At 67.2% G+C, this 20,472-nt stretch carries 18 protein-coding genes and 1 tRNA gene; 13 read left to right on the top strand and 6 right to left on the bottom strand.

All coding sequences use genetic code 11. From position 1 onward, the window contains the following. From F0357_RS04115 to F0357_RS04155, 9 genes are all read left to right on the top strand, one after another. Window positions 1-1,683, top strand: coding sequence for a GMC family oxidoreductase (locus F0357_RS04115; RefSeq protein WP_153479094.1), 1,683 nt, complete (start codon window positions 1-3; stop codon window positions 1,681-1,683). Between the two features lie 375 nt (window positions 1,684-2,058). After that, a complete protein-coding gene (locus F0357_RS04120; protein WP_153479096.1) occupies window positions 2,059-3,045 on the top strand; it encodes an ABC transporter substrate-binding protein in 987 nt (328 codons plus the stop codon). Between the two features lie 66 nt (window positions 3,046-3,111). Continuing rightward, window positions 3,112-4,167: an ABC transporter permease subunit gene (locus F0357_RS04125; RefSeq protein WP_153479100.1), complete on the top strand. Its 1,056-nt coding sequence runs from the start codon at window positions 3,112-3,114 to the stop codon at window positions 4,165-4,167. 3 nt (window positions 4,168-4,170) lie between these two features. Further along, window positions 4,171-4,962 carry an ATP-binding cassette domain-containing protein gene (locus F0357_RS04130; protein ID WP_153479103.1) on the top strand — a complete coding sequence of 264 codons (792 nt, stop codon included), beginning with the start codon at window positions 4,171-4,173 and terminating at the stop codon, window positions 4,960-4,962. A 101-nt stretch (window positions 4,963-5,063) separates the two neighbouring features. Beyond that, window positions 5,064-6,143, top strand: a complete 1,080-nt coding sequence (locus F0357_RS04135; protein WP_153479106.1) for a Gfo/Idh/MocA family protein — start codon at window positions 5,064-5,066, stop codon at window positions 6,141-6,143. Continuing rightward, complete coding sequence (locus F0357_RS04140; RefSeq protein WP_153479107.1) at window positions 6,143-6,982, top strand: sugar phosphate isomerase/epimerase family protein; 840 nt, start codon at window positions 6,143-6,145, stop codon at window positions 6,980-6,982. Before F0357_RS04135 ends, F0357_RS04140 begins: the two co-directional genes overlap by 1 nt. Beyond that, window positions 6,979-7,815 carry an alpha/beta fold hydrolase gene (locus F0357_RS04145; RefSeq protein ID WP_153479109.1) on the top strand — a complete coding sequence of 279 codons (837 nt, stop codon included), beginning with the start codon at window positions 6,979-6,981 and terminating at the stop codon, window positions 7,813-7,815. The genes F0357_RS04140 and F0357_RS04145 overlap by 4 nt, the downstream gene beginning before the upstream one ends. Then, a complete protein-coding gene (locus tag F0357_RS04150) occupies window positions 7,812-8,534 on the top strand; it encodes a ribulose-phosphate 3-epimerase (protein ID WP_153479111.1) in 723 nt (240 codons plus the stop codon). Before F0357_RS04145 ends, F0357_RS04150 begins: the two co-directional genes overlap by 4 nt. Beyond that, a complete protein-coding gene (locus F0357_RS04155) occupies window positions 8,531-9,523 on the top strand; it encodes an ROK family protein (RefSeq protein WP_312861442.1) in 993 nt (330 codons plus the stop codon). The genes F0357_RS04150 and F0357_RS04155 overlap by 4 nt, the downstream gene beginning before the upstream one ends. On the opposite strand, the gene F0357_RS04160 is transcribed toward F0357_RS04155, so the two are convergent. Further along, a complete protein-coding gene (locus F0357_RS04160; protein WP_312861443.1) occupies window positions 9,493-10,455 on the bottom strand; it encodes a sugar-binding transcriptional regulator in 963 nt (320 codons plus the stop codon). The genes F0357_RS04155 and F0357_RS04160 overlap by 31 nt on opposite strands. A 234-nt stretch (window positions 10,456-10,689) precedes the next feature. Between F0357_RS04160 and F0357_RS04165 the strand changes: the two genes are divergently transcribed. The 4 genes from F0357_RS04165 to F0357_RS04175 all read left to right on the top strand — a co-directional run bounded on the left by F0357_RS04165 (window position 10,690) and on the right by F0357_RS04175 (window position 13,886). After that, window positions 10,690-11,607, top strand: coding sequence for a tagatose-bisphosphate aldolase (locus F0357_RS04165; protein WP_153479113.1), 918 nt, complete (start codon window positions 10,690-10,692; stop codon window positions 11,605-11,607). A gap of 187 nt (window positions 11,608-11,794) precedes the next feature. Continuing rightward, complete coding sequence (locus tag F0357_RS24400; protein ID WP_246161349.1) at window positions 11,795-12,712, top strand: ROK family protein; 918 nt, start codon at window positions 11,795-11,797, stop codon at window positions 12,710-12,712. A 7-nt stretch (window positions 12,713-12,719) separates the two neighbouring features. Further along, window positions 12,720-13,295 carry a P-loop nucleotide/nucleoside kinase family protein gene (locus F0357_RS24405; RefSeq protein WP_246161351.1) on the top strand — a complete coding sequence of 192 codons (576 nt, stop codon included), beginning with the start codon at window positions 12,720-12,722 and terminating at the stop codon, window positions 13,293-13,295. Between the two features lie 499 nt (window positions 13,296-13,794). Then, window positions 13,795-13,886, top strand: a tRNA-Ser gene (locus F0357_RS04175). Between the two features lie 231 nt (window positions 13,887-14,117). Here the strand turns inward: F0357_RS04175 and F0357_RS04180 are convergent. The 5 genes from F0357_RS04180 to F0357_RS04200 all read right to left on the bottom strand — a co-directional run bounded on the left by F0357_RS04180 (window position 14,118) and on the right by F0357_RS04200 (window position 20,299). Next, window positions 14,118-15,461: a hypothetical protein gene (locus F0357_RS04180; RefSeq protein ID WP_153479115.1), complete on the bottom strand. Its 1,344-nt coding sequence runs from the start codon at window positions 15,459-15,461 to the stop codon at window positions 14,118-14,120. An 855-nt stretch (window positions 15,462-16,316) separates the two neighbouring features. Then, the gene (locus F0357_RS04185) at window positions 16,317-18,014 is read right to left on the bottom strand and encodes a methyl-accepting chemotaxis protein (protein ID WP_153479117.1); all 1,698 of its coding nucleotides are present in this window, start codon (window positions 18,012-18,014) and stop codon (window positions 16,317-16,319) included. Between the two features lie 343 nt (window positions 18,015-18,357). Next, window positions 18,358-18,693: a hypothetical protein gene (locus F0357_RS04190; RefSeq protein WP_153479119.1), complete on the bottom strand. Its 336-nt coding sequence runs from the start codon at window positions 18,691-18,693 to the stop codon at window positions 18,358-18,360. A 68-nt stretch (window positions 18,694-18,761) separates the two neighbouring features. Further along, entirely contained in the window at window positions 18,762-19,034 is a 273-nt protein-coding gene (locus tag F0357_RS04195; RefSeq protein WP_153479121.1) for a hypothetical protein, read from the bottom strand. Between the two features lie 227 nt (window positions 19,035-19,261). Continuing rightward, window positions 19,262-20,299: a zinc-dependent alcohol dehydrogenase family protein gene (locus tag F0357_RS04200; RefSeq protein WP_153479123.1), complete on the bottom strand. Its 1,038-nt coding sequence runs from the start codon at window positions 20,297-20,299 to the stop codon at window positions 19,262-19,264. Between the last annotated feature and the right edge of the window lie 173 nt (window positions 20,300-20,472).

Here is a 20,472-nt window from a genome sequence, read left to right on the forward strand (position 1 = left end):
ATGGCCGATTTCGATTACATCATCGTCGGCGGCGGGGCGGCGGGCTGCGTGCTCGCCAACCGGCTGAGCGCGGATCCGAACACCCGCGTCGCCCTGATCGAGCCCGGCCGCGACCGCAACGCCCGCAAGACCATCGTGAAGATGCCGCTCGGCATGGTCACCTTCATGATGCCGGCGGTCGATTTTCTCGGCGGCCCGAACTTCATGTCGTGGTTCGAGAGCGAGCCGGAGCCGGGCCTGCAAGGCCGCCGCATCGCGCTGCCCCGCGGCCGGGCGACCGGCGGCAGCACCACCGTCAACGGCATGATCTTCATCCGCGGCCAGCGCGAGGACTATGATCGCTGGCGCGATCTCGGCAATCCGGGCTGGGGCTTCGACGACCTGCTGCCCTATTTCCGCCGGCTCGAGCGCTTCGAGTTGCTCGCCGACCCGCGCAGCGGGCGCCATCTCGCCCTCGGCGGCCGGCCGCTTGCCGACCAGATCGACCCGGCCTTTCATGGGACCTCCGGTCCCGTCAACGTGGCCCAGCTCCGCACCGTCAACCCGATGTGCGACGTCTTCCTCGAAGCGGCGCGGCAGGCGGGCTATGCCTTCAACGCGGACTTCAACGGCACCCGCCAGGACGGCTTCGGCTATTACACCTTCACCCAGAAGGGTGGCGAGCGGCAGAGCGCCGAGGCGGCCTATCTCGATCCGATCCGCAACCGCCCGAATCTCACGATCTTCAGCGGCCGCCGCGTCACCCGCGTTCTGACCGAGGGCCGGCGCGCCGCCGGCATCGCCTGGGAGGCGGGCGGTGAGACGGGGACGCTCGCCGCGCGCGAGGTGATTCTGAGCGCCGGCGCCTTCGTCTCGCCGCAGCTTCTGATGCTCTCCGGCATCGGCGATCCGAAGGAACTCGCCCGCCACGGCGTGCCCCTCGTCCACGCGCTGCCGGGCGTCGGGCAGAACCTTCAGGACCACCTCGACGTCACGCTCGAATACAAGGCGAAGACGACGGTGCCCTACGGGCTGTCGTGGCGGGCGCTGCCGCGCAACATCGTCCACGTGTTCGATTGGATGTTCCGCCGCCGCGGCCTCTTTTCCTCCACCACCGGCGAAGGCGGCGCCTTCGTCCGCACCCGGCCGGATCTCGACCGGCCGGACGTCCAGCTCTTCTTCTGCACTTCGGTCGGCAATGCGCAGAATGCCGGCTCGCTGTTCGGCCACGGCTTCCTGATCCACGTGTGCGAGCTTCGGCCGGGCAGCATCGGCCGTCTCACGCTGGCGAGGCCAGACCCGGCCGCCCGCCCCGCGATCCTCTACAATTTCTTTCGCGGCGAGAGCACGATGGCGTCATTGCGCGAGGGCATGAAGATCGCCCGCCGCCTCGTCGCCCAGCCCGCCTTCGCGCCGCATCTCGATCACGAGGTGACGCCGGGACCCAACGCCGACAGCGACGGCGCGCTCGAGGCCTATATCCGCCAGCGCTGTGGCACGCTCTATCACCCGGTCGGCACCTGCGCGATGGGCCGCGGCGAGATGGCGGTCGTCGATCCCGCCTCGCTGCGGGTGCACGGGCTCGACGGGCTGCGCGTCATCGATGCGTCAGTGATGCCCGCGATCGTCTCCGGCAACACCATGGCGGCCACCTATTGCCTCGCCGAGAAGGGGGCGGATCTCGTGCTCGGCAAGACAGCGTGACCCGGCGGCCTGAGGCGCGAAACTTGGCTTACGTCAAAATTCGGATTGACGTACGCGCACCCGAAAACTAGGCTCCGCAACAAAGAAGAAAGTTTGGGAGGAAGACATGCGGCACGAGACCCTCGGAACGATCCGACCCTGACGCCGGCGGGCGCCGCTGCCCGTCCGAGTTCCGTCACCGCGACGCGGCCGGAGCGGCCCCTCTCCCCATCGTAAGCCTGGCGCCCCGCGGCGCCGGCCCCTCTGTTGATCCGATCCGCGGCCCGGGGCGGTCCTGCGCCCTCGCGGTTCGGCAACGCTTCGTCGGCGCGTCGCAATGGGGGCGGCCGGCGGGATCGTGCTCACCACCACCAACGAAAAACGTGAGGAAACGACATGAAGAAATTCACGACCGCCGTCGCCGCTCTGGCCGTCGGCGCGAGCGTGCTGTTCGGCGCCGTTTCGGCCCAGGCACAGGACACCAAGAAGTTCACCATCGCCCTGATCCCGGGCCTGACCACCGACGCCTTCTACATCACCATGCGCAAGGGCGCGGAAGCCGCCGCCAAGGCGGTGGGCGCCGAGCTCGTGTTCCAGGGCGCGCCGGACTTCAACCCGGTTCAGCAGGTGCCGGTGCTCGACGCCGTGATCGCCCGCAAGCCCGACGCCATCCTGATCGCCCCGACCGACAAGACCCAGCTCGTCGAGCCGCTCCGGAAGGCCGCCGACGCCGGCATTCCGGTCATCACCGTCGACACCTTCATCGGCACCGGCCAGTACCAGACGGGCTCCGGCGACGCCGACTTCCCGCTCTCCTACATCGCCTCCGACAACGTGCTCGGCGGCCGCATGGCGGCGCGCTCGCTCGCCAAGGCCGTCGGCGAGAAGGGCAAGGTCTACGTCTCCAACGTGAAGCCCGGCATCTCGACCACGGACCAGCGCGAGCAGGGCTTCAAGGATGAGATGAAGAACTTCCCGAACATCACGGTGCTCGACACCCAGTTCAACGACAACGACGCCAACAAGGCCGCCTCGCAGCTCCAGTCGGTCTATGCCCGCAACCCGGACCTCGTCGGCGTGTTCGGCGCCAACCTGTTCTCGGCCCTCGGCGCCGCCAACGGCGTGCAGCAGGCCGGCCAGAGCGGCAAGGTCAAGGTCGTCGCCTTCGACGCCCCGACCTCGATCGTGGACAACATCAAGGGCGGCCTCGTCGACATCGCGATCGCCCAGCATCCGGCCGAGATCGGCTACTTCGGCGTGATGGCCGCCTATGCCCACCTGACCGGCCAGTCGATCCCGACCGCCATCGGCACCGGCTTCACGGTGATGGACAAGTCCAACATCGACAACCCCGACGTGGCGAAGTTCATCTACCAGAACTGATGCGCCGACGCCGCCGGCGCCTCGCCGGCGGCGTCCTTCTCCCCACCGAGCGATCTGGAGTGGCGCATGTCCGCCCATAGCACGACCGCGGCCCCATCGAAGACCGGACACCATGCCGCCCCGGCCAAGGCGAGCGCCTCGCGCCGTCTCATCCTGCGCATCGCCGCGATGCGCGCCTGGCTCTTCCTTGCGCTGCTGCTGATTTTCTTCGAGGTGTGGGCGCAGACCCAATATGGCGCGACCTTCCTCTTCTCCCTCTACAACGCCCAATCGATCGCCGTCTTTGCGGTGGCGCCGCTGCTGCTGGCGCTCGGCTCGACCTTCGTCATCATCTCGGGCGGCATCGACCTCTCCATCGGCTTCATCATGGGGCTCTCCGCGGTCGCCGGGGCTCATGCGGCGAACACCGCCGGCCTCTATCTGCCGCCCTTCCCGGCGATGCTCGTCGGTGCCGTCGTCGGCGTCGCCGTCGCCCTGGTGCCGGGTTCGATCAACGGCCTCCTGATCTCCAAGCTCAAGGTGCCGCCCTTCATCGGCACACTCGGCATGTACGGCGTCGCCCGCGGCACCGCCTTCCTGCTCGCCGGCGGCACCACCGTGCCGGTCTCGAACGCCTGGTTCGCCTGGGTCGGCAACGGTCGCCTCGCCGGCGTGCCGGTGGTCGTCGTGATCACCGCGCTGTTCGTGCTCCTGATGCACTATCTCCTGTCGCAGACCCGCTTCGGCCAACACACCTATGCGATCGGCGCGAGCGAGCAGGCGGCGCTTCGGGCCGGCATCAATGTCAGCCGCCACATCCGCAAGCTCTATCTCCTGTCGGCCGCCTGCGCCGGCCTCGGCGGCGTGCTCTATGCCGCCCGCTTCACCGCCGGTGCCGCCCAGGCCGGCGAGCCGCTCCTCCTCGACTCGATCGCCGCGGTCGTCATCGGCGGCGCCAGCCTGTTCGGCGGCTCGGGCACCATCCTCGGCACCGTCGCCGGCGCGCTCGTCATCGCCGTCATCCAATACGGTCTCGTCTTCATCAATGTGGAGCCGTTCTGGCAGTTCATCGCCGTCGGCACCGTCATCGTCATCTCGGTGCTCGTCGATCAGACCCAGCGCCGCTTCAGCGCGGAGGGCTGATCGATGTCGCTCCATCAGCACGAAAACACCGCCGCCGCCCCGCATCCCGCGCACGGCACCCGCCCGCTCCTCGACGTTCGCTCGGTCTACAAGCGGTTCGGCGGCGTCGAGGCCCTCAAGGGCGTCTCGATGAAGCTCCACCCGGGCGAGGTGGTCGCGCTCGCCGGCGACAACGGCGCCGGCAAGTCGACCCTCATCAAGACCATCTCCGGCGTCTATCAGCCCGACGACGGCGAGATCCATTTCGACGGCGAGCCGGTCCGCTTCGAGACGCCGGAGGCCGCCCGCGGCCACGGCATCGAGACGATCTACCAGGACCTCGCTCTCGCCGATAATCTCTCGATCGGCGCCAACATCTTTCTCGGCCGCGAGCCGATGAAGAAGGTGCTCGGCTTCATCCCCGTGCTCGACCGCAAGAAGATGGCGGACGCGGCGAAGGAGACGATGGCGCGGCTCGACTTCCACGTCACCCGCATGGAATCCCCGGTCGCCCGCTTCTCCGGCGGCCAGCGTCAGGCGGTGGCGATCGGCCGGGCGGTCTACTGGAACGCCCGCGTCCTCATCATGGACGAGCCGACGGCCGCGCTCGGCGTGCCCGAGCAGCGCAAGGTCGTCTCGCTCATCCAGACGCTGAAGGCGCAGGGACGCGGCATCATCTTCATCTCCCACAATCTGCACGACATCTTCGCCGTGTCGGATCGCATCGTGGTGCTGCGCCGCGGCAGCCTCGCCGGCGAGCGCCGCCTCTCCGAGACCAACCCGGACGAGATCGTGAAGCTGATGGTAGGCGGCTGAGCGCTTCGCCGCCCATCGCCCGCGCCGCCCTTTTCCCTCCCAAGACCGACCCGACGCGGCGGGGGTGACGTGCCCCCGCCGCGGACCGACGAGGTATGACGATGCCAGTCAAGAAGGACGACAGCCGCCTCAAGGTCGGCGTCCTCGGCTGCGGGCAGATCGCCCAGGCCGCCCATTTCGAAAGCTGCACCAAGGCCCGCAACGCCGACCTCTATGCGATCTGCGACGTCGCCGACGATCTGCGCGAGCGCATGGCGGCGACCCACGCGCCGGAGAAGGCCTTCTCCGACTATGACGCGATGCTCGCCGATCCGGCGCTCGATGCCGTCATCATCGCAACCTCCGACGCCTTCCACGTGCCGGCCTCGCTGCGGGCCCTCGAGGCGGGCAAGCACGTGCTGTGCGAGAAGCCGCTCGGCGTCACCGTCGAGGAGGTCGAGAGCCTGAAGGCGGCCGTGGAGCGCACCGGCAAGGTGCTCCAGGTCGGCCACATGAAGCGCTTCGATCCCGGGCTCGAAGCGGCCAAGGCCTTCATCGACGACGGCATGGGCGAGATGCTCGCCCTCAAGGCCTGGTATTGCGACAGCACCCACCGCTATCCGATGACCGATGCGGTGCAGCCGCTCATCGTCGCAAGCGCGAACGCCCGCAAGCCGGCCGAGAACCCGAAGGCGAACCTGCGGCGCTATTATATGCTCGCCCATGGCTGCCACCTGATCGACACCGCGCGCTATTTCGGCGGCGAGATCGTCGAGGTCCAGGCCCGGCTCAGCGAGAAGTTCGGCGCCTATTGCTGGTTCGTCGACGTCGCCTTCGCGAACGGCACCCTCGGCCACCTCGACCTCACGGTGGCGGTGCGGATGGACTGGCACGAAGGCTTCCAGATCTACGGCGAGCGCGGCTCGATCCTCGGCAAGACCTTCAATCCCTGGTATTACAAGTCGAGCGAAGTCGACATCTTCGACGAGCGCGACGCGACGACCCACAGGGTGCTCGGCGCCGACGGCCATTTCTATCGCCGCCAGCTCGAAGGCTTCGCCGCGGTGATCCTCGACGGCGCGCCGATGCGCGGCGCCGACATCGACGATGGCATCGCGAGCGTGCGCACCATGATCGCCATCGCGCGGTCGGCCGAAACGGGTCAGCCGGTGCGGCCGGATAGCGTGAGCGGGGGCCTCTGATGCAGCTCGGCATCTTCGCCAAGACCTTCGAAGGCACCGACGCGGCGACCGTGCTCGCCGCCGTGAAGGCCGCGGGCTACGGCGCGACCCAGTTCAACATGGCCTGCCTCGGCCTCCCGTCGATGCCGGATGCGATCGCGCCTGAAGCGGCCGCCTCGGTCACCGCGGCGGTGCGGGAGACGGGGATCGCCGTCGTCGCGGTCTCCGGCACCTACAACATGATCCATCCGGACCCCGCAGTGCGCGCGACCGGGCTCGCTCGCCTCGAGGTTCTGGCGGCCGCCAGCGCCGGCCTCGGCACCGGCCTCGTGACGCTTTGCACCGGCACGCGCGACGCCCACGACCAGTGGCGCCACCATCCGGACAATGCGAGCCCCGAGGCGTGGCGCGATCTCCTCGTCGAGATGACGAAGGCCGCCGCCATCGCCGAGCGATACGGCATCGATCTCGGCATCGAGCCGGAGCTTGCGAACGTCGTGAGCTCCGCCCCCCTCGCCCGGCGGCTGATCGATGAGGTCGCCTCGCCACGCCTCAAGATCGTGCTCGATCCGGCGAACCTGTTCGAGGTCGCGAGCCGCGCCGAACAGCAGCGCCTCGTCGCCGGCGCGATCGACCTCCTCGCCGACCGCATCGCCATGGGCCACGCCAAGGATCGCGGGCCGGAGGGCGACTTCCGCACCGCCGGCACCGGCGTGCTCGATTACGACTTCTACCTCACGCGGCTCGCCGCGACGGGCTTCGACGGCCCGCTGATCACCCACGGCCTCGCGGCCCACGAGGCGGCCGGCGTCGCGGCCTTCCTAAGCGCCAAGCTCGCCGCGATCGGAGCCGGGCGATGAGCGTCACGCTCGACCGCGATGGGCTCGCCCTCAGCCTCGTCGATCAGGGCGGCGAAGGCCTGCCGATCGTCTTCCAGCACGGGCTGTGCGGCGGCGAAGGTCAGGTCGCGGAACTCCTTCCGACGCCGGCCCCCGCGCCGCTTCCCCCGCTCCGACGCCTGACGCTCGAATGCCGCGGCCACGGCGCCTCCGAGGCCGGCGACCCGGCGCGCTTCTCGATCGCGACCTTCGCCGACGACGTCGCCGCCGCCGTGGAAAGCCGCGGCATCACCCGCGCCGTGTTCGGCGGCGTCTCGATGGGCGCGGCGATCGCGACGCGCCTCGCCGTCCGCCGGCCCGATCTCGTCCGCGCACTTGTCCTGCTGCGCCCCGCCTGGATCACCGAGGCCGCGCCGGCGAACATGGCCGCCAATCTCGAGGTCGGCCGTCTGCTCGCCGCCCACGCGGCCGACGACGCCCGCGCTTTGTTCGAAGCCTCCGACACCGCCCGGACGCTCGCCGCGGAGGCCCCCGACAATCTCGCCTCGCTGCGCGGCTTCTTCACCCGCGAACCGATTCCCGTGACGTCGGACCTCCTCACCGCGATCTCCCTCGACGGGCCGGGCATCAGCGAGGCCGAGCTCGCGGCGTTGCGCGTGCCGACGCTGGTGATCGGCCAGGCCCGGGACTTGGTCCATCCGCTCTCCCACGTCCGCCGCCTCGCCGATCTGATCCCCGGCGCACGCACCGTCGAGATCACGCCGAAGGGCGAGGACAAGCCCCGCTCCCTCGCCGAGTTCCGCGCCGTGCTCGCCGAATTCCTCCTTTCTCTGCCAGACGAGACCGCCCGATGACGAACGCCACCGCCCGCTTCGATGTCCTGCCGAAAGACCGCCTCCTCGCCGAGTTCTCGCTGTGGTCGGCCGATCTCATTCGCCTCGCGGACGACGTCGCCCGCTCCGAGGGGCAGGCCGACGTGCTGCACGTCGATGTGGCGGACGGCCACTTCGCCCCCGCCTTCCTGTTCTTCCCCGATCAGGTCGCCCGCGTGCGCGCCGTCACGAACCTGCCGATCCACGTCCACCTGATGGTCGACGACGCGATCCTCATCGAGCAGATCCGCCAGTTCGCCGAGGCCGGGGCGGACATCATCAGCATCCACGTCGAGAACCGCAGCCTCGTCGACGAGGGGCTCGCGCTGATCGCCGAGCTCGGCTGTGTGCCGGGCGTCGTGCTCCGCGTCGAGACGCCGGTCGAAGAGGCCGCACCTCTCCTCGACCGCGTCGGCTTTCTGACGCTGCTCGGCACCGCGATCGGCGTCAAAGGCCAATCCCTGTCCGAGACGGCGACCGGCCGCCTCGAAGTGGCCCGCCGCCTCATCGCCGAGGTCGGTCAGGGCCGGCGCATCGTGCTCGCGGCCGACGGTGGCATCCGCGAACACACCGTGCCGCTGCTGCGTGCCGCCGGCGCCGAGACGGTGGTGATGGGCTCGCTCGCCTACGGCGCGCCCGATCTCGCCGCCCGCATCGCCTGGGTGCGCGGCCTGCCGGCGCCGGAGGCGCTCGCCTCGTGAGCCGCGCGGCGATCGGCCTCGATCTCGGCGGCACGGAGCTGCGCGCGGCGATCGTGAGCGAATCCGGCCGCGTCCTCGCCCACGCCCAGGTGAAGACCGAGGCGGCGGCGGGACCGGACGCGGTGATCGCCCAGATGGCCGCCCTCGCCCGCAGCGTGCGCGCCGAGCGGCCCGATCTCGAAATCCTCGGCGTCGGCATCGGTGCGCCGGGGCCGCTCGATTCCGACACCGGCATCGCCATCGCCCCGCCCACCCTCGCCGGCTGGCGCGACGTGCCGCTGCGCGACCGCCTCGCCGAAGCGCTGTCGATGCCGGTCGTGCTCGACAATGACGGCCACGCCGCCGCGCTCGGCGAATGGCGCTTCGGCAGCGGCGCGGGCCTGCGCCACTTCGTCTACGTCACGGTGAGCACCGGGATCGGCGGCGGCGTCGTCTGCGACGGCCGTCTGGTGCGCGGCCGCCGCGGCCTCGCCGGCCATGTCGGCCACATGACGATCGTCGAGGACGGTCCCGCCTGCGCCTGCGGCAATCACGGCTGCTGGGAGGCGCTCGCCTCCGGCACCGCCTTGGGCCACGAGGCGCGCCGCGCCGTCGCGGCCGATCCGACGTCCCGCCTCGCCGCCCTCGTCGGCGACGCACCCGCCACCGCCCGTCATGTGACCGCCGCGGCGCGCGAGGGCGACGCGGCATCCCTCGCCCTGATGGCCGAGGAAGGCCGCCGGCTCGGCATCGGCATCGCCAACCTTCTGCACCTCTATTCGCCCGAGCGAATCGTGCTCGGCGGCGGGCTCTCCTCCGCCTTCGATCTCTTCGCCCCCGCCATGCGCGCGACGATCGCCGCCCGCGCCATGCCGGAGTTCCGCGCGGTGCCGGTCGAACCCTCGGCCCTCGGCCTCGAGGTCGGCGTCATCGGCGCTGCCGCGCTGGTGCTCGCCCCCGATCCGGGGCGCGGGCCGGTTCAGCCGGTCTTCGCCTCGGCGTCGATATGATCGATCACGGCCTGGGCGGTCCTGAGATCGGTGACCAGCGCATTGACGAGCCCGGCGCGCGCCGCGCCGACGATCGCCGGCACCTTGGCGACGCTGACCGCGACCCCGATCGCGAGCGGCACCGCCCGCAGCGCCGTCGGCGTCACCGCGATCAGCCGGGCCTCGCCGTCCCACGGCATCAGCGTGCCGGCTTCATCGTAGAAGTGCTGCAAGACGTCGCCCGCCGCGGCGGCGAGCGCGGGATCGCTCGGCGTGCCGGCGGTGCCGCCGAGTGCGCGGTCGGTCGCGACCGGCAACCCGATGCCGACCAGCACCGCATCGAGCCGGGACCACAGCGCGATGTGGTCGCGCGTCGCCGGATCGCCGAGATAGGCGGCCCGAGCCTCGGCCGACGGCAGATAGGGCGCGTGGATGAAGCGCGGCGTGCCGCCGAGCTGTTCGGCGGCGAGGCGGACGAGTTCGTTGATCTGAAATTCCGGCGCCGGCTGTTGCATGCCGCCCATCGCCGCGACGGTGACGATTCCGGGCAGGCGCGGCAGCCCGGCGAGCAAGACCTCGCGCAAAGTGCGCCCCCAGCCGATGGCGAGCACGGAGCCCGCCTTGAGCCCGGCCTCCTTGAGGAGCGCACCGACGGGCGCCGCGAGCGCGGCGAGACCGCCCGCCTCCGGTGCGTCGATCACCGCCGCGCGCTTCAGCCCGAGGCGGGCGACGAGGGCGGCGTTGACGTCCTCCGGCGTCGCGACGTCGCGGATCTCGATGCGCACGATGCCCTCGTCCCGGGCGCGCCGCAGCAGCCGCGAGACGGTCGCCGCCGACACGCCGAGCCGGCGCGCGATCTCCACCTGGGAGAGATCGGCCTCGTAATGCAGCTTGGCGACCGTGTGCAGAACTGTGCGCGAGGCGCCGCTCTCCGGTGCGATCGGACTGGTCACGCCGAGCCCCTCTCAGCCATTGAAATTTCTTTCCGAAAGATGTTACATCGCTTTCGGACGGTGTGCAGCATCGATCGCGCAAAAGCGGCGCGGCCGCAATCACCTCCCTGACCCCGCGCGAGGCTCACGACCCTCGCGCACCGCGGCCGCCGCACGAGCGGCCCATCGAGAACAAAGCCCTTCGGGCGAGGAACGGCCGCGACAGAGCGGCCCCAAGCGAGTGGACGACACACCATGGCGAAGATGACGACGGCGGAATATCGCGGCTATCAGCAGATCTGCGATCGCGACGGGATGATGATGGTGATCGCCTGCGATCAGCGCGGCGGCATGCGACAGCTCCTCGCCGCCGATCCGGCCGAGCAGGCGAAGATCTCCGACGCGACCCTCGGCGACACCAAGGCGGACATCGCCCGCCACCTCGCGAACGAAGCCTCCTGCGTGCTGCTCGATCCGATCTGCGCAGTGCCGAAGGTGATCGACGAGACGGTGCTCGCCCGCGATGTCGGCCTGGTCGTCGGCCTCGACGCCTCCGGCTGGGACACGGCGCCGGGCACCGGCTACCGCCTGTCGAAGCTCGTCCCCGGCATCGACGCCCGCCGCGTGCGCGCGCTCGGCGGCACCGGCGGCAAGATCATGGTCTATCTGCGCTCCGACCTGCCCGAGGCGAACACGCACAATCTCGACATCATGCGCCGGGTGATCGAGGATTTCGCCCGCGAGGACCTGCTGCTCGTCACCGAATTTCTCACCTACCGCGTCGAGGGCGAAAGCGCGGAGGATTATGCCGCGAAGCTTCCCTCCCTGATCGAGGGTGGCACGCGGCTCTCCCTCGAGGCCGGCGCCAAGGTGCTCAAGATCCCCTATCCCGGCGATGCCGCGACCTGCGCGGCGATCACCCGCCTTTCCGGTGAGGTGCCGTGGGCCGTGCTCTCCGCCGGCGTTGACCACGCGACCTTCCTCGGCCAGGTCGAGACCGCGATGGCGAACGGCGCCTCGGGCGTCATCGCCGGCCGCGCGCTCTGGAAGGATTGCATCTCGCTCGACCGCGCGGTGACCCGCGAACGGCTGACGACCATCGCCGTGCCGCGGCTGCGCGAGATCCAGGCCGTGCTCGCCCGCCACCGCCGCGCCGAGCGTGAGGCGGCCTGAGGGGCCGCTCCAGTCCCGGCCAAAATGGCGGCCGGGTCGCAATAGATCCGATCGTCCTGCCGCAGCAAAGGCGGCGGACGATCGGGCGAACGACAGACGAGGATCGTCGGGCGCTGGCCCGGCCCAAGATCCCGAAGCACGGGTGGAGACGATGGCGAGACGTGAGAGACGCCCCGGCGCGGGCCTGATGCCGACGGCGATCGGCGTCGATATCGGCGGCACCAACCTGCGCGCGGCGCGGGTGACGAACCGCGGCGAGATCCTGGAACGCATCTCCGAGCGCATCACCCGCGATCCGGAGACGGTGGTCGGCCGCATCATCGACCTCGTCTCCCGGCTCGACCGGCCGGACGTCGCGGCGATCGGCATCGGCGTGCCCGGCCGTGTCGACGCCCGCCGCCAGGAGGTGCTCTCCGGCGGATATCTCAACCTCGCCGGTGCGGCCCTCGCCGAGCGGCTCGAGGCGGCCGTCGGCAAGCCGGTCACCCTCGACAACGACGGCAACATGGCGCTCGTCGCCGAGGTCGCCGTCGGCGCCGGGCGCGGCTGCGACAATGTCGTGATGTTCACCATCGGCACCGGCATCGGCGGCGCCGTGATGGAGGACCGCAAGCTGGTGCGCGGGCGCATGGCGGCCGGCCAGCTCGGCCACGTCACCGTCGACATCGAAGGCGGCCTGTGCGCCTGCGGGCGGCGCGGCTGTGTCGAGACCACGAGCTCCGGCACCGCCCTCGGCCGTCTCGTCGCCGAGGCGGGCCTGCCCGCCGGCCTGAGCGCCGACGATCTCTTCGCCCGCGTCCAGGCCGGCGACGAGTCCGCGACCACCGTGCTGACCCGCTGGAGCCGGCCGATGCGGGCGGCGATCGATTCGATCGTCGCCGCCTTCGATCCCGACATGGTGCTGCTCGGTGGCGGCCTCGGCGCCAGCGCCCACCGCGCCCTGACGCGCTTCGCCCCAGCGCCTTCCGCCTGGTATCAATGCAATGTCGCCGCGGCCGCCCTCGGCGACGATGCCGGCGTCATCGGCGGCGCGATCTCGGCGCTGATGGAGCACCACATGGACGCCCCCGTTGCGCGGCCCGATTCCCTGGCCGCGGCGCTGTGAACCGCCGATGAAGCGCGCGATCCTCGTCAACGGCGTGCCGGCCTGCGGCAAGAGCACCATCGCCCGCGGGCTTTCGGCGCGCCTCGGCCTGTTCGTCTTCACCCTCGACACGGTGAAGGAGCCGTTCTTCGACGAACTCGGCGTCGGCGACCGCGAGTTCAACCGCGCCCTCGGCCGGGCGAGCTACAAGGCGATCTGGTCGGTCGTCGCCGACGCACCGGAGGGGGCGACGGCGATCGTCGACGCCTGGTTCGGTTTCCAGCCCCGCGAAGTGCTCGAAGCCCACCTCGCCCGCGCCGGCGTGGACGAGACCCTCGAAATCTGGTGCCACGCCCCGCCGGCGGTGCTCGCCGAGCGCTACCGCGAACGCCTGCCGCAGCGCCATCCCGGCCACCCGGGCGAAGCCTTCGTGCCGGAGCTGATCGCGCTCGCCGAACGCGCCCGCCCCGTCGACCGCGGCCCCCGCTACGACATCGACACCACCCGGCCGATCGACTTCGACGCCCTCCTCGCCTGGATCGCGGGCCATTGGGCGCTACCGCTCGGGACGACCGCCGCGGACCGCGCGCTCACGGGGCTCTGACGGCCTCCGAGCGCCCTGCCGCACGCGCCGGAGCCGCCTTCCGCACGAGCCGCGGCGCGCTTCCGCACGCACCGGAGCGCCTTTCCGCGCGAACCAGAGCGCCGCGGAACCCCCATCCCCCCTCCGTCGCCATTGCCGGCCTTGTGCCGGCAACCCAGGGGCGGAGATCACGACGGCCGACCGAGCCCATAGCGGTGATCATGGCCACGTCACAGAGTACACCGTGCCGCCTCCGGGTCCCCGGGACGAAGCCCGCGGATGACGTGGAGAGGGCGTGCAAAGCCACGTCTACAGCGCTGGCGATGAGGCTCCGTCCGTCCGCACGACGACGGCGTAGTTCCAACAACGCCGGCAGTCTCCGCCGCTCCCTCCGGTGCCAAAGGAACAGGCGTTCCGGCCGTCCGCGTTACGACTTCGCCCCGACACACGTCTTTCGCTGTGCATGCCGCCGCACGAGTGTTGACGGCCGGGGGTCGGAACTATAAGGCTTCAGGCCGCTGGAGACGTGGCCGAGTGGCTGAAGGCGGCGGTTTGCTAAACCGTTATACGGGGAAACCCGTATCAGGGGTTCGAATCCCCTCGTCTCCGCCACCTCAAATTTTTAACCTCCTGAAATCGTTGAACTTTTCGCAGAAATCCTGGATTTCTCGATTCTCTGCGGTACAAACCGTCCTACATTTCGTCGTATACGGACGAGATTCGGATGGCGCAGTTTCTCGTTCGCCGCGGTGAACTCTGGCACTACCAACGACGCGTCCCGACCGGCGTTCGCATTGCCGACGACCCTCGCGGGGTGAATGCGAGCCCGATCGCCCATCCATACTATGACGAAGTGAAGATCGCCTTCAGCGCGGCCATCAATGTTAAGCCGGTCGCTTGGCTACTAACCGGGAACAACTGATCGACCGGATAGTCAACACTGGGCCATGCCGCATAGCTCACCTGTGTTGTTCCGGTAGCCTCCTGGTACAGAACATTGCCACTAGGGTACGACTCCGGCTCAACCATATAGAGACCCCAATTCGCCTGTACCGTTACCTCGTCGTTGAACTCGTAGATACAGTAGCCGATCAAGTAGCTATTCTCATCGGCACTTAGATAGCTCGCAATCGTCTCCGCGATCTCTCCCGTAATCGTATTGTATTGCGTCTCCTGACTTTGGTCATCCACCCCGCCTCTGGCGAGCCCCGTCTCAGTTAGCAGCAGGGGGACGCTAAACTGCTGGCCGGGCCAATTGGTGCTATTAACACTAGTTGCCGACCAATCGTCGTACTGACCGATCGTCGTCGCAAGCCCGGATCCATACTGATATATATTTACGCTGTTATAATACCAGCTATCATTTGCCCCTCCGATAGTCGAGATACCAAACCACGACGCCTCGAAGGTCGGCCCGCTTCCTCCCACCGTACCGAAAGGAAGTAATGTGTCGCTATTTACCCCATTCCAAAACGCCTGAAACCAGTAACTTAGGGGGGCGCTACCAGATTCCGGATTGCCTTGGTCACCATTAGAAATCGGGCTCGTTAACAGTACAGCACGGTAACTGCTCGCATTAATCTGAATTTGTAGATTTACGATCCACCAGATCACACGCGCCAAGCGAGACGCAGGATCCACTGCAGGACCACCCTGACCTGACAGGTCGTTAATATCTATCTCATTGCCGACCGAGAAGCTGTGGACCGCAGGGTGTATGTCGCCATTCTTGACAACACTTCCAATGAATTGCGTTAGTGCCGATGTAATGGCAGATGGCGCACTATCAAAGCTATATTTCGAATCTGGATATGCGTTTCCCCATGCATATTCCGCGCTAGATAGGAAGTAATTCGAAATTGGAACAATTACCTGAAGACCGTTTGCATAGGCGTAATCAAGGAAGTTTATGTGGGCGTTGCCGACCCCTGTCGCAGCATCCCAGCCTCTTGTTGGCCCCCAGTCATAGAGCCGGATCAAATTGAAGCCGCAACTTCCAATCGTGCCGACATCGTCGCGGTATGAGTTACCCGCGTCATCCTGTCCAGAGTTCCAAAGCGCCTGAAAGCTGTCGTTTGCATAGTCGGAGTCGGAGAACTGGGCATCCGGCCCGGTGTTTGAGTACGGCCCGTTCCAGGTGGTCCAAGTCGGGCTGTATGCAATACCCTTCAGGTAGGAACTAGTCATCTAGGCCCCTCCAGTTAGGTTAGAAGCGATGTCGCCTCAACCGAGATCGCGAATGAGCAGATTACCAATATGGGACCGCGGTCGCGGCCGCCCCAAAGTTCAACGTGGTCAACAGTCGATCTTTTCGCGGATCTTGTTGACCTGCTCGAGGCCGTGACAGACGTTCTCGCACGGGACGCCGTCGCCATCACCGGCCGCGGGCCGGTGGCCCGAACACCAGAGCTTGACCGCTGCCTTGCATGTCGAGACGGTCTTGCAAGTTGCACCGGCAACCAGAGTGGCCTTGGGCGGCCTGACGGTGCGCCCAGACGGCCAGCTCATGTGCCGAAGCCGCGCTGGCGCCGATGATGAGAGCAAGAGAACGGCGTGTCATTCTCATCGGCGCCCCCGATTGGGTTCCCTTGAGGAGACCACAACGAGGGCGCGAACGCAACTCACGGCATCGAGGGGGCGATGCGGACGCGGCCGCCCCTCGTACCCTTGATGACAGCGGGGCCGCCCAACTGGCTTAAGGTTGGGCGGCCTCTAGTCGACCGCGCTTGACCGGGGAACGATGCTCGGCAGATGTTCCGTGAAATGATCTAGCTCGGGTGGAGATACTCTTGAGAAAGAAGCGCATCGCAAATTTCTGGCTGCTCTCCTGATCAAGTCCACTGAGGTTAAAATTGCCAGACATATCTTTCAAAAAATCTCCGCGCGATTCAGGAACATCTACGTATCTCGATAAGCGTCAGAATGTCTGGCGGCGCTTGTCCTGTCGCGAAGCTGTTTATAAAGGGAGGCCGCCCAACTGATCCAAAATTGGACGGCCCCAATTACGCATAACTTGAGTAGTCGCAGCCCGACAGATGATCCTCAGCCGGCCCGGAGGTTGCCGACGAAGGCGTTGACTTCGCGCTGGAGATCGTCTGCCTGCTCAGCGAGGGCAGACGAGAGCGTCATCAGTTGCGTCGACGCGGAGCCGGTCATCTCGGCGGCACGACCGACGCCGGCAATGTTGTCGTTGACAGCCTCGGTCCCGCTCGCCGCGCGCTGGGTGTTGGTCGCGATCTCCTGGGTCGCAGCCCCCTGCTCCTCGACCGCGGAGGCGATGGTCGCCGTGGCGGCGCGGATCTGGTTGATCGTGCCCACGATCTTCTCGATCGACCCCACGGTGCGGCCGGTCGCCTGCTGGATGTCCTCCACCTTGCGGGCGATTTCCTGGGTGGCGCGGGCGGTCTGCTCGGCGAGGGCCTTGACCTCCTGGGCGACGACCGCGAAGCCCTTGCCCGCCTCGCCGGCCCGCGCCGCCTCGATGGTGGCGTTGAGGGCGAGGAGATTGGTCTGGGACGCGATGTCGGTGATGAGGTTGACGACCTCGCCGATCTTCGAGGCCGCGTCCGAGAGCTCGCGGATCTCGCCCGAGGTGCGGTTGACCTCCTCCGTGGCACCGACGGCGACGTTGGCGGCATGGGTGACCTGGACGCCGATCTCACGGATCGACGAGGTCATTTCCTCGGTGGAGGCGGCGACGGTCTGGACGTTCGAGGAGGCTTCCTCCGCGGCGCCGGAGACCGCGAGGGCCTGACGAGAGGTCTCTTCGGCGCTCGCCGAGAGGCCGCGGGCGGCCGACGAGACCTCGCCGGACGAGTTGGCGAACGCGCGGGCGAGCGCCCCCATCTTGGTTTCGAACTCGTCGGCGATGGCGTTGCGTTCGGCCTTGAGGCGCTCGGTGGCACGGATCTCGGCGAGACGGGCCTCTTCGCGCATGCGCTCGGCCTCCTCCAGGCCCTGGCGCAGCCGCTCGGCGGCTTCCGCCATCCGGCCGATCTCGTCCTTGCGGTCGGTGTCGGCGACGGTGATGTGGAAGTTGCCGGCGGCGAGGGTGCCGAGGGTCTCGCGAATGCGGGTGACCGGCTTCACGACGCCGAAGCGGGTGACGACGACGGCGATGCCGAGGACGATGACGAGACCGCCGAACACGATGCCGTAGACGAGCCGCACCGCCTGGGACGAGTCCGCATTCAGAGTGTCTTGAAGATCGTCGACCCCCTTCATGCGTTCATCGACGGACTTGGCGATGTCGGCCACCAACGCGGCCGAAATCGGCATGCATTGAGCATTCCAGTCCGCCGATATCTTCAAATTCTGCGTGGCATCAGACGACGAATTCGCTGCATCGATGATCGATTTGCATGTGCCTAGAAAATCTGTGAAGCGCTGATTGAAAGATTTCACTTCATCAGCATGAACGGGATCGAGCGCCGCGGACTCGTTCATCCGTTTGCGATAGACCTCGACGGCGCTCTTCTGCGTCTGGATCGCCTCGTTGTTACCGGCGTCGGTCGTCGCCGAGAGCGACTGATAGACGCCCTGACTGAATTGCACCACCGAGCGGTTCGCCCGAGCGAAGGCGATCGCGGCCCGCACCGGACCAGAGAGAGCCTCGCTGTAGGCACCGTCGATGGCCTCCATTTTCGAGGCACTCAACACCGTCGCCGCCACCGAGAACACGGCAAGCAGCAGCAATAGTCCCACGATTTTGGCGATAAGCGGCAAATTCTTGAATGACATTGTGATCCCCTTGTTGCCAAGCCCAGCCCGGAAAAGTGCCCTGGAAGTGCACATTTCCCTTAGCCAGCGAAGCTTGCCCCAGGCTTGGCACGCTCGTGAATTGACACAATCATTGCGCGCAGTGATAAGTAATACCTGCGCATTAAAGGCCGACAATGCTGTAATTTAGATCGTCAATAGGGCGAGATCGACGCAACCGAAGGTCGGGCACGAATGAAAATCAAACACAACCTTGGAGAAATACACAGAGGCGGATGCTCCCTGAGGACCAAGGGTCACACGCGAGGCGATCCGGGTCCTCGCGCGGAGGAAGGCGCTGCATCCGCTGGGCACGCCGTCCGCTTCAGCGGCCGTCGGCCCGCCACTGCGTGAACTCGAACTCGTCCTGAAGGCACCCGGCCAACACGACATAACAAAGCCCACCACGATTGAGGGCCTTGTACATCTGGTTCAGGCACTTCTCCCTCTGGCTTTCGGAAAGCATGCGCCACAGGCTTCGCGACTCCTGCAACGCCGACCGCTCCATCTGAACGCACTCGTCGTTAGCCCGGCGCGCTTGGTATCGAGAGCACATCGCAGGGATGTTGTAATATGGGATGGCGTTCAAGTGATCGGCGCGCGCAGATCTCTCTGCAAATAGACTATAGATAAGCAGCAACGCCACGCACTTCAGCACCATTCCCCCTCCAAGGTGCGCGAGCCGCGCGGGCTCCGCTGTCGCAAGCGTTCTATTTTGAAGAGGAGAAATCAAGAGTGAAATGGTTTTGCACAGCCGTTCATACCAACAAAAGGCACTCGTAAGTCTCCAAAAATCCTGTTCATCGCGATCTGGTTGCGTATTTCTGCTGCTAAATTCTGGATTTCATTGTGTAATATTTTATGATCAACTTTGAATTGCGTAACTCTCGGCAGAACGCGACGCAACCGAGAAATCTCGGCTCCGAGCCGCCGCGGCTCGCCCACCGTCACCTCGACGACGGCGCTCGATCGGTCCGGTGCCCCGCTGGCGAAGCCGCGCATGATCTGCCGCGCTTGATCTGCGGCGCATCCGATCGGACGAGGGGAGCCACCCGGACATTGGAATGGGGCGCCATGCCGCGCCGATCGGCGCCCCATGGGATCGCGGGTTCGAACAGGCTACTCGGACGATGCCCACAAGACAAATCCGCCCGCGCCGAGACAGCGCGGGCGGCTCTCCGTTTCGCATGCCTCGGGAGAATGCGTGCATCCGCTTCTCCCGCGCGCGCTCACGCAGCCATGATGACCTTCATCGCCTTTTCGCGGGCGGCATTCCCGAACACCTCGTAGGCATCCAGGATCTCGTTCAGCGAGAAGCGGTGTGAGATCAGCTTGGTCGGATCGACCTTGCCGGCCTGCACCGTCTTGAGCAGCATCGGCGTCGTGCTGGTGCAGACGAGACCCATCGAGATGTTGATGTTCTTGATCCAGAGATCCTCGATGTGAAGATCGACCGGCTTGCCGTGCACACCGACATTGGCGATGTTGCCGCCGGCCGAAACGATCTTCTGACAGATATCGAAGGTCGCCGGAACGCCCACGGCCTCGATCGCCACGTCGACGCCCTGCCCGCCGGTCAGCCCGCGGACGGCGGCGACGGCATCCTCGTCACCGACCTGGACGGTGTTGGTCGCACCGAACTGGAGCGCCAGCGCCAAGCGCGCCGGATCCATGTCGATCATGATGATACGGCCCGGCGAATAGAACTGTGCCGTGAGCAGCGCCGACATGCCGACCGGCCCGGCGCCGACGATCGCGATGGCGTCGCCGGGCTTCACCTTGCCGGCCTGGACGCCGATTTCGAGCCCCGTCGGCAGGATGTCGGAGAGCATGACCAACGCTTCCTCGTCCGCTCCCGCGGGGATCGGATAGAGCGAGTTGTCGCCATGGGGAATGCGGACATATTCGGCCTGCGTGCCGTCGATCCTGTGGCCGAGGATCCAGCCGCCGTCGTCGCAATGGGCGTAGAGCTGGCGCTTGCAGTTCGCGCAGGATCCGCACGAGGTGATGCAGGAGATCAGAACCGGGTCGCCCTTCTTGAAGTTGCGGACGGCGGACCCGACCTCCTCGACCCGGCCGACGCCCTCGTGACCGAGGATGCGTCCGACGTCCACGGTGGGAACGTCGCCCTTCAGAATATGCAGGTCCGTCCCGCAGATCGTCGTCTTGGTGATCTTCACGATCACGTCGGTCGGCTTCTGGATCGCGGGCTTCTCTCTGTCGGTCCAGGCCTTCTTTCCAGGGCCCTGATAGACGAGCGCTTTCATGTCAGTCTCCTCCCAGCCTGATGGCTTGCGCAACGCATGCGATCGGCAGGACGACAGCAGCAGAACCCGCACGACGACCCGCCGACCAAGGGAGGATCTATTCCTCCGCTGCGGCCAGGGCATGCACGCCCGGCGCGTACTGAGATCGGTCTCGGAAATCCACGCTTCAAAAC

Source organism: Segnochrobactrum spirostomi, assembly GCF_009600605.1.
Classification (GTDB): domain Bacteria; phylum Pseudomonadota; class Alphaproteobacteria; order Rhizobiales; family Segnochrobactraceae; genus Segnochrobactrum; species Segnochrobactrum spirostomi.

What these genes read in the sequence shown, in the direction of transcription:
- F0357_RS04190 (WP_153479119.1), bottom strand. Translation starts at nt 18,693, where the DNA reads ATGGTGCTGAAGTGCGTGGCGTTGCTGCTTATCTATAGTCTATTTGCA.
- F0357_RS04135 (WP_153479106.1), top strand. Translation starts at nt 5,064, where the DNA reads ATGCCAGTCAAGAAGGACGACAGCCGCCTCAAGGTCGGCGTCCTCGGC.
- F0357_RS04165 (WP_153479113.1), top strand. Translation starts at nt 10,690, where the DNA reads ATGGCGAAGATGACGACGGCGGAATATCGCGGCTATCAGCAGATCTGC.
- F0357_RS24400 (WP_246161349.1), top strand. Translation starts at nt 11,795, where the DNA reads ATGCCGACGGCGATCGGCGTCGATATCGGCGGCACCAACCTGCGCGCG.
- F0357_RS04125 (WP_153479100.1), top strand. Translation starts at nt 3,112, where the DNA reads ATGTCCGCCCATAGCACGACCGCGGCCCCATCGAAGACCGGACACCAT.
- F0357_RS04140 (WP_153479107.1), top strand. Translation starts at nt 6,143, where the DNA reads ATGCAGCTCGGCATCTTCGCCAAGACCTTCGAAGGCACCGACGCGGCG.
- F0357_RS04120 (WP_153479096.1), top strand. Translation starts at nt 2,059, where the DNA reads ATGAAGAAATTCACGACCGCCGTCGCCGCTCTGGCCGTCGGCGCGAGC.
- F0357_RS04150 (WP_153479111.1), top strand. Translation starts at nt 7,812, where the DNA reads ATGACGAACGCCACCGCCCGCTTCGATGTCCTGCCGAAAGACCGCCTC.
- F0357_RS24405 (WP_246161351.1), top strand. Translation starts at nt 12,720, where the DNA reads ATGAAGCGCGCGATCCTCGTCAACGGCGTGCCGGCCTGCGGCAAGAGC.
- F0357_RS04130 (WP_153479103.1), top strand. Translation starts at nt 4,171, where the DNA reads ATGTCGCTCCATCAGCACGAAAACACCGCCGCCGCCCCGCATCCCGCG.
- F0357_RS04180 (WP_153479115.1), bottom strand. Translation starts at nt 15,461, where the DNA reads ATGACTAGTTCCTACCTGAAGGGTATTGCATACAGCCCGACTTGGACC.
- F0357_RS04115 (WP_153479094.1), top strand. Translation starts at nt 1, where the DNA reads ATGGCCGATTTCGATTACATCATCGTCGGCGGCGGGGCGGCGGGCTGC.
- F0357_RS04145 (WP_153479109.1), top strand. Translation starts at nt 6,979, where the DNA reads ATGAGCGTCACGCTCGACCGCGATGGGCTCGCCCTCAGCCTCGTCGAT.
- F0357_RS04200 (WP_153479123.1), bottom strand. Translation starts at nt 20,299, where the DNA reads ATGAAAGCGCTCGTCTATCAGGGCCCTGGAAAGAAGGCCTGGACCGAC.
- F0357_RS04185 (WP_153479117.1), bottom strand. Translation starts at nt 18,014, where the DNA reads ATGTCATTCAAGAATTTGCCGCTTATCGCCAAAATCGTGGGACTATTG.
- F0357_RS04195 (WP_153479121.1), bottom strand. Translation starts at nt 19,034, where the DNA reads ATGCGCGGCTTCGCCAGCGGGGCACCGGACCGATCGAGCGCCGTCGTC.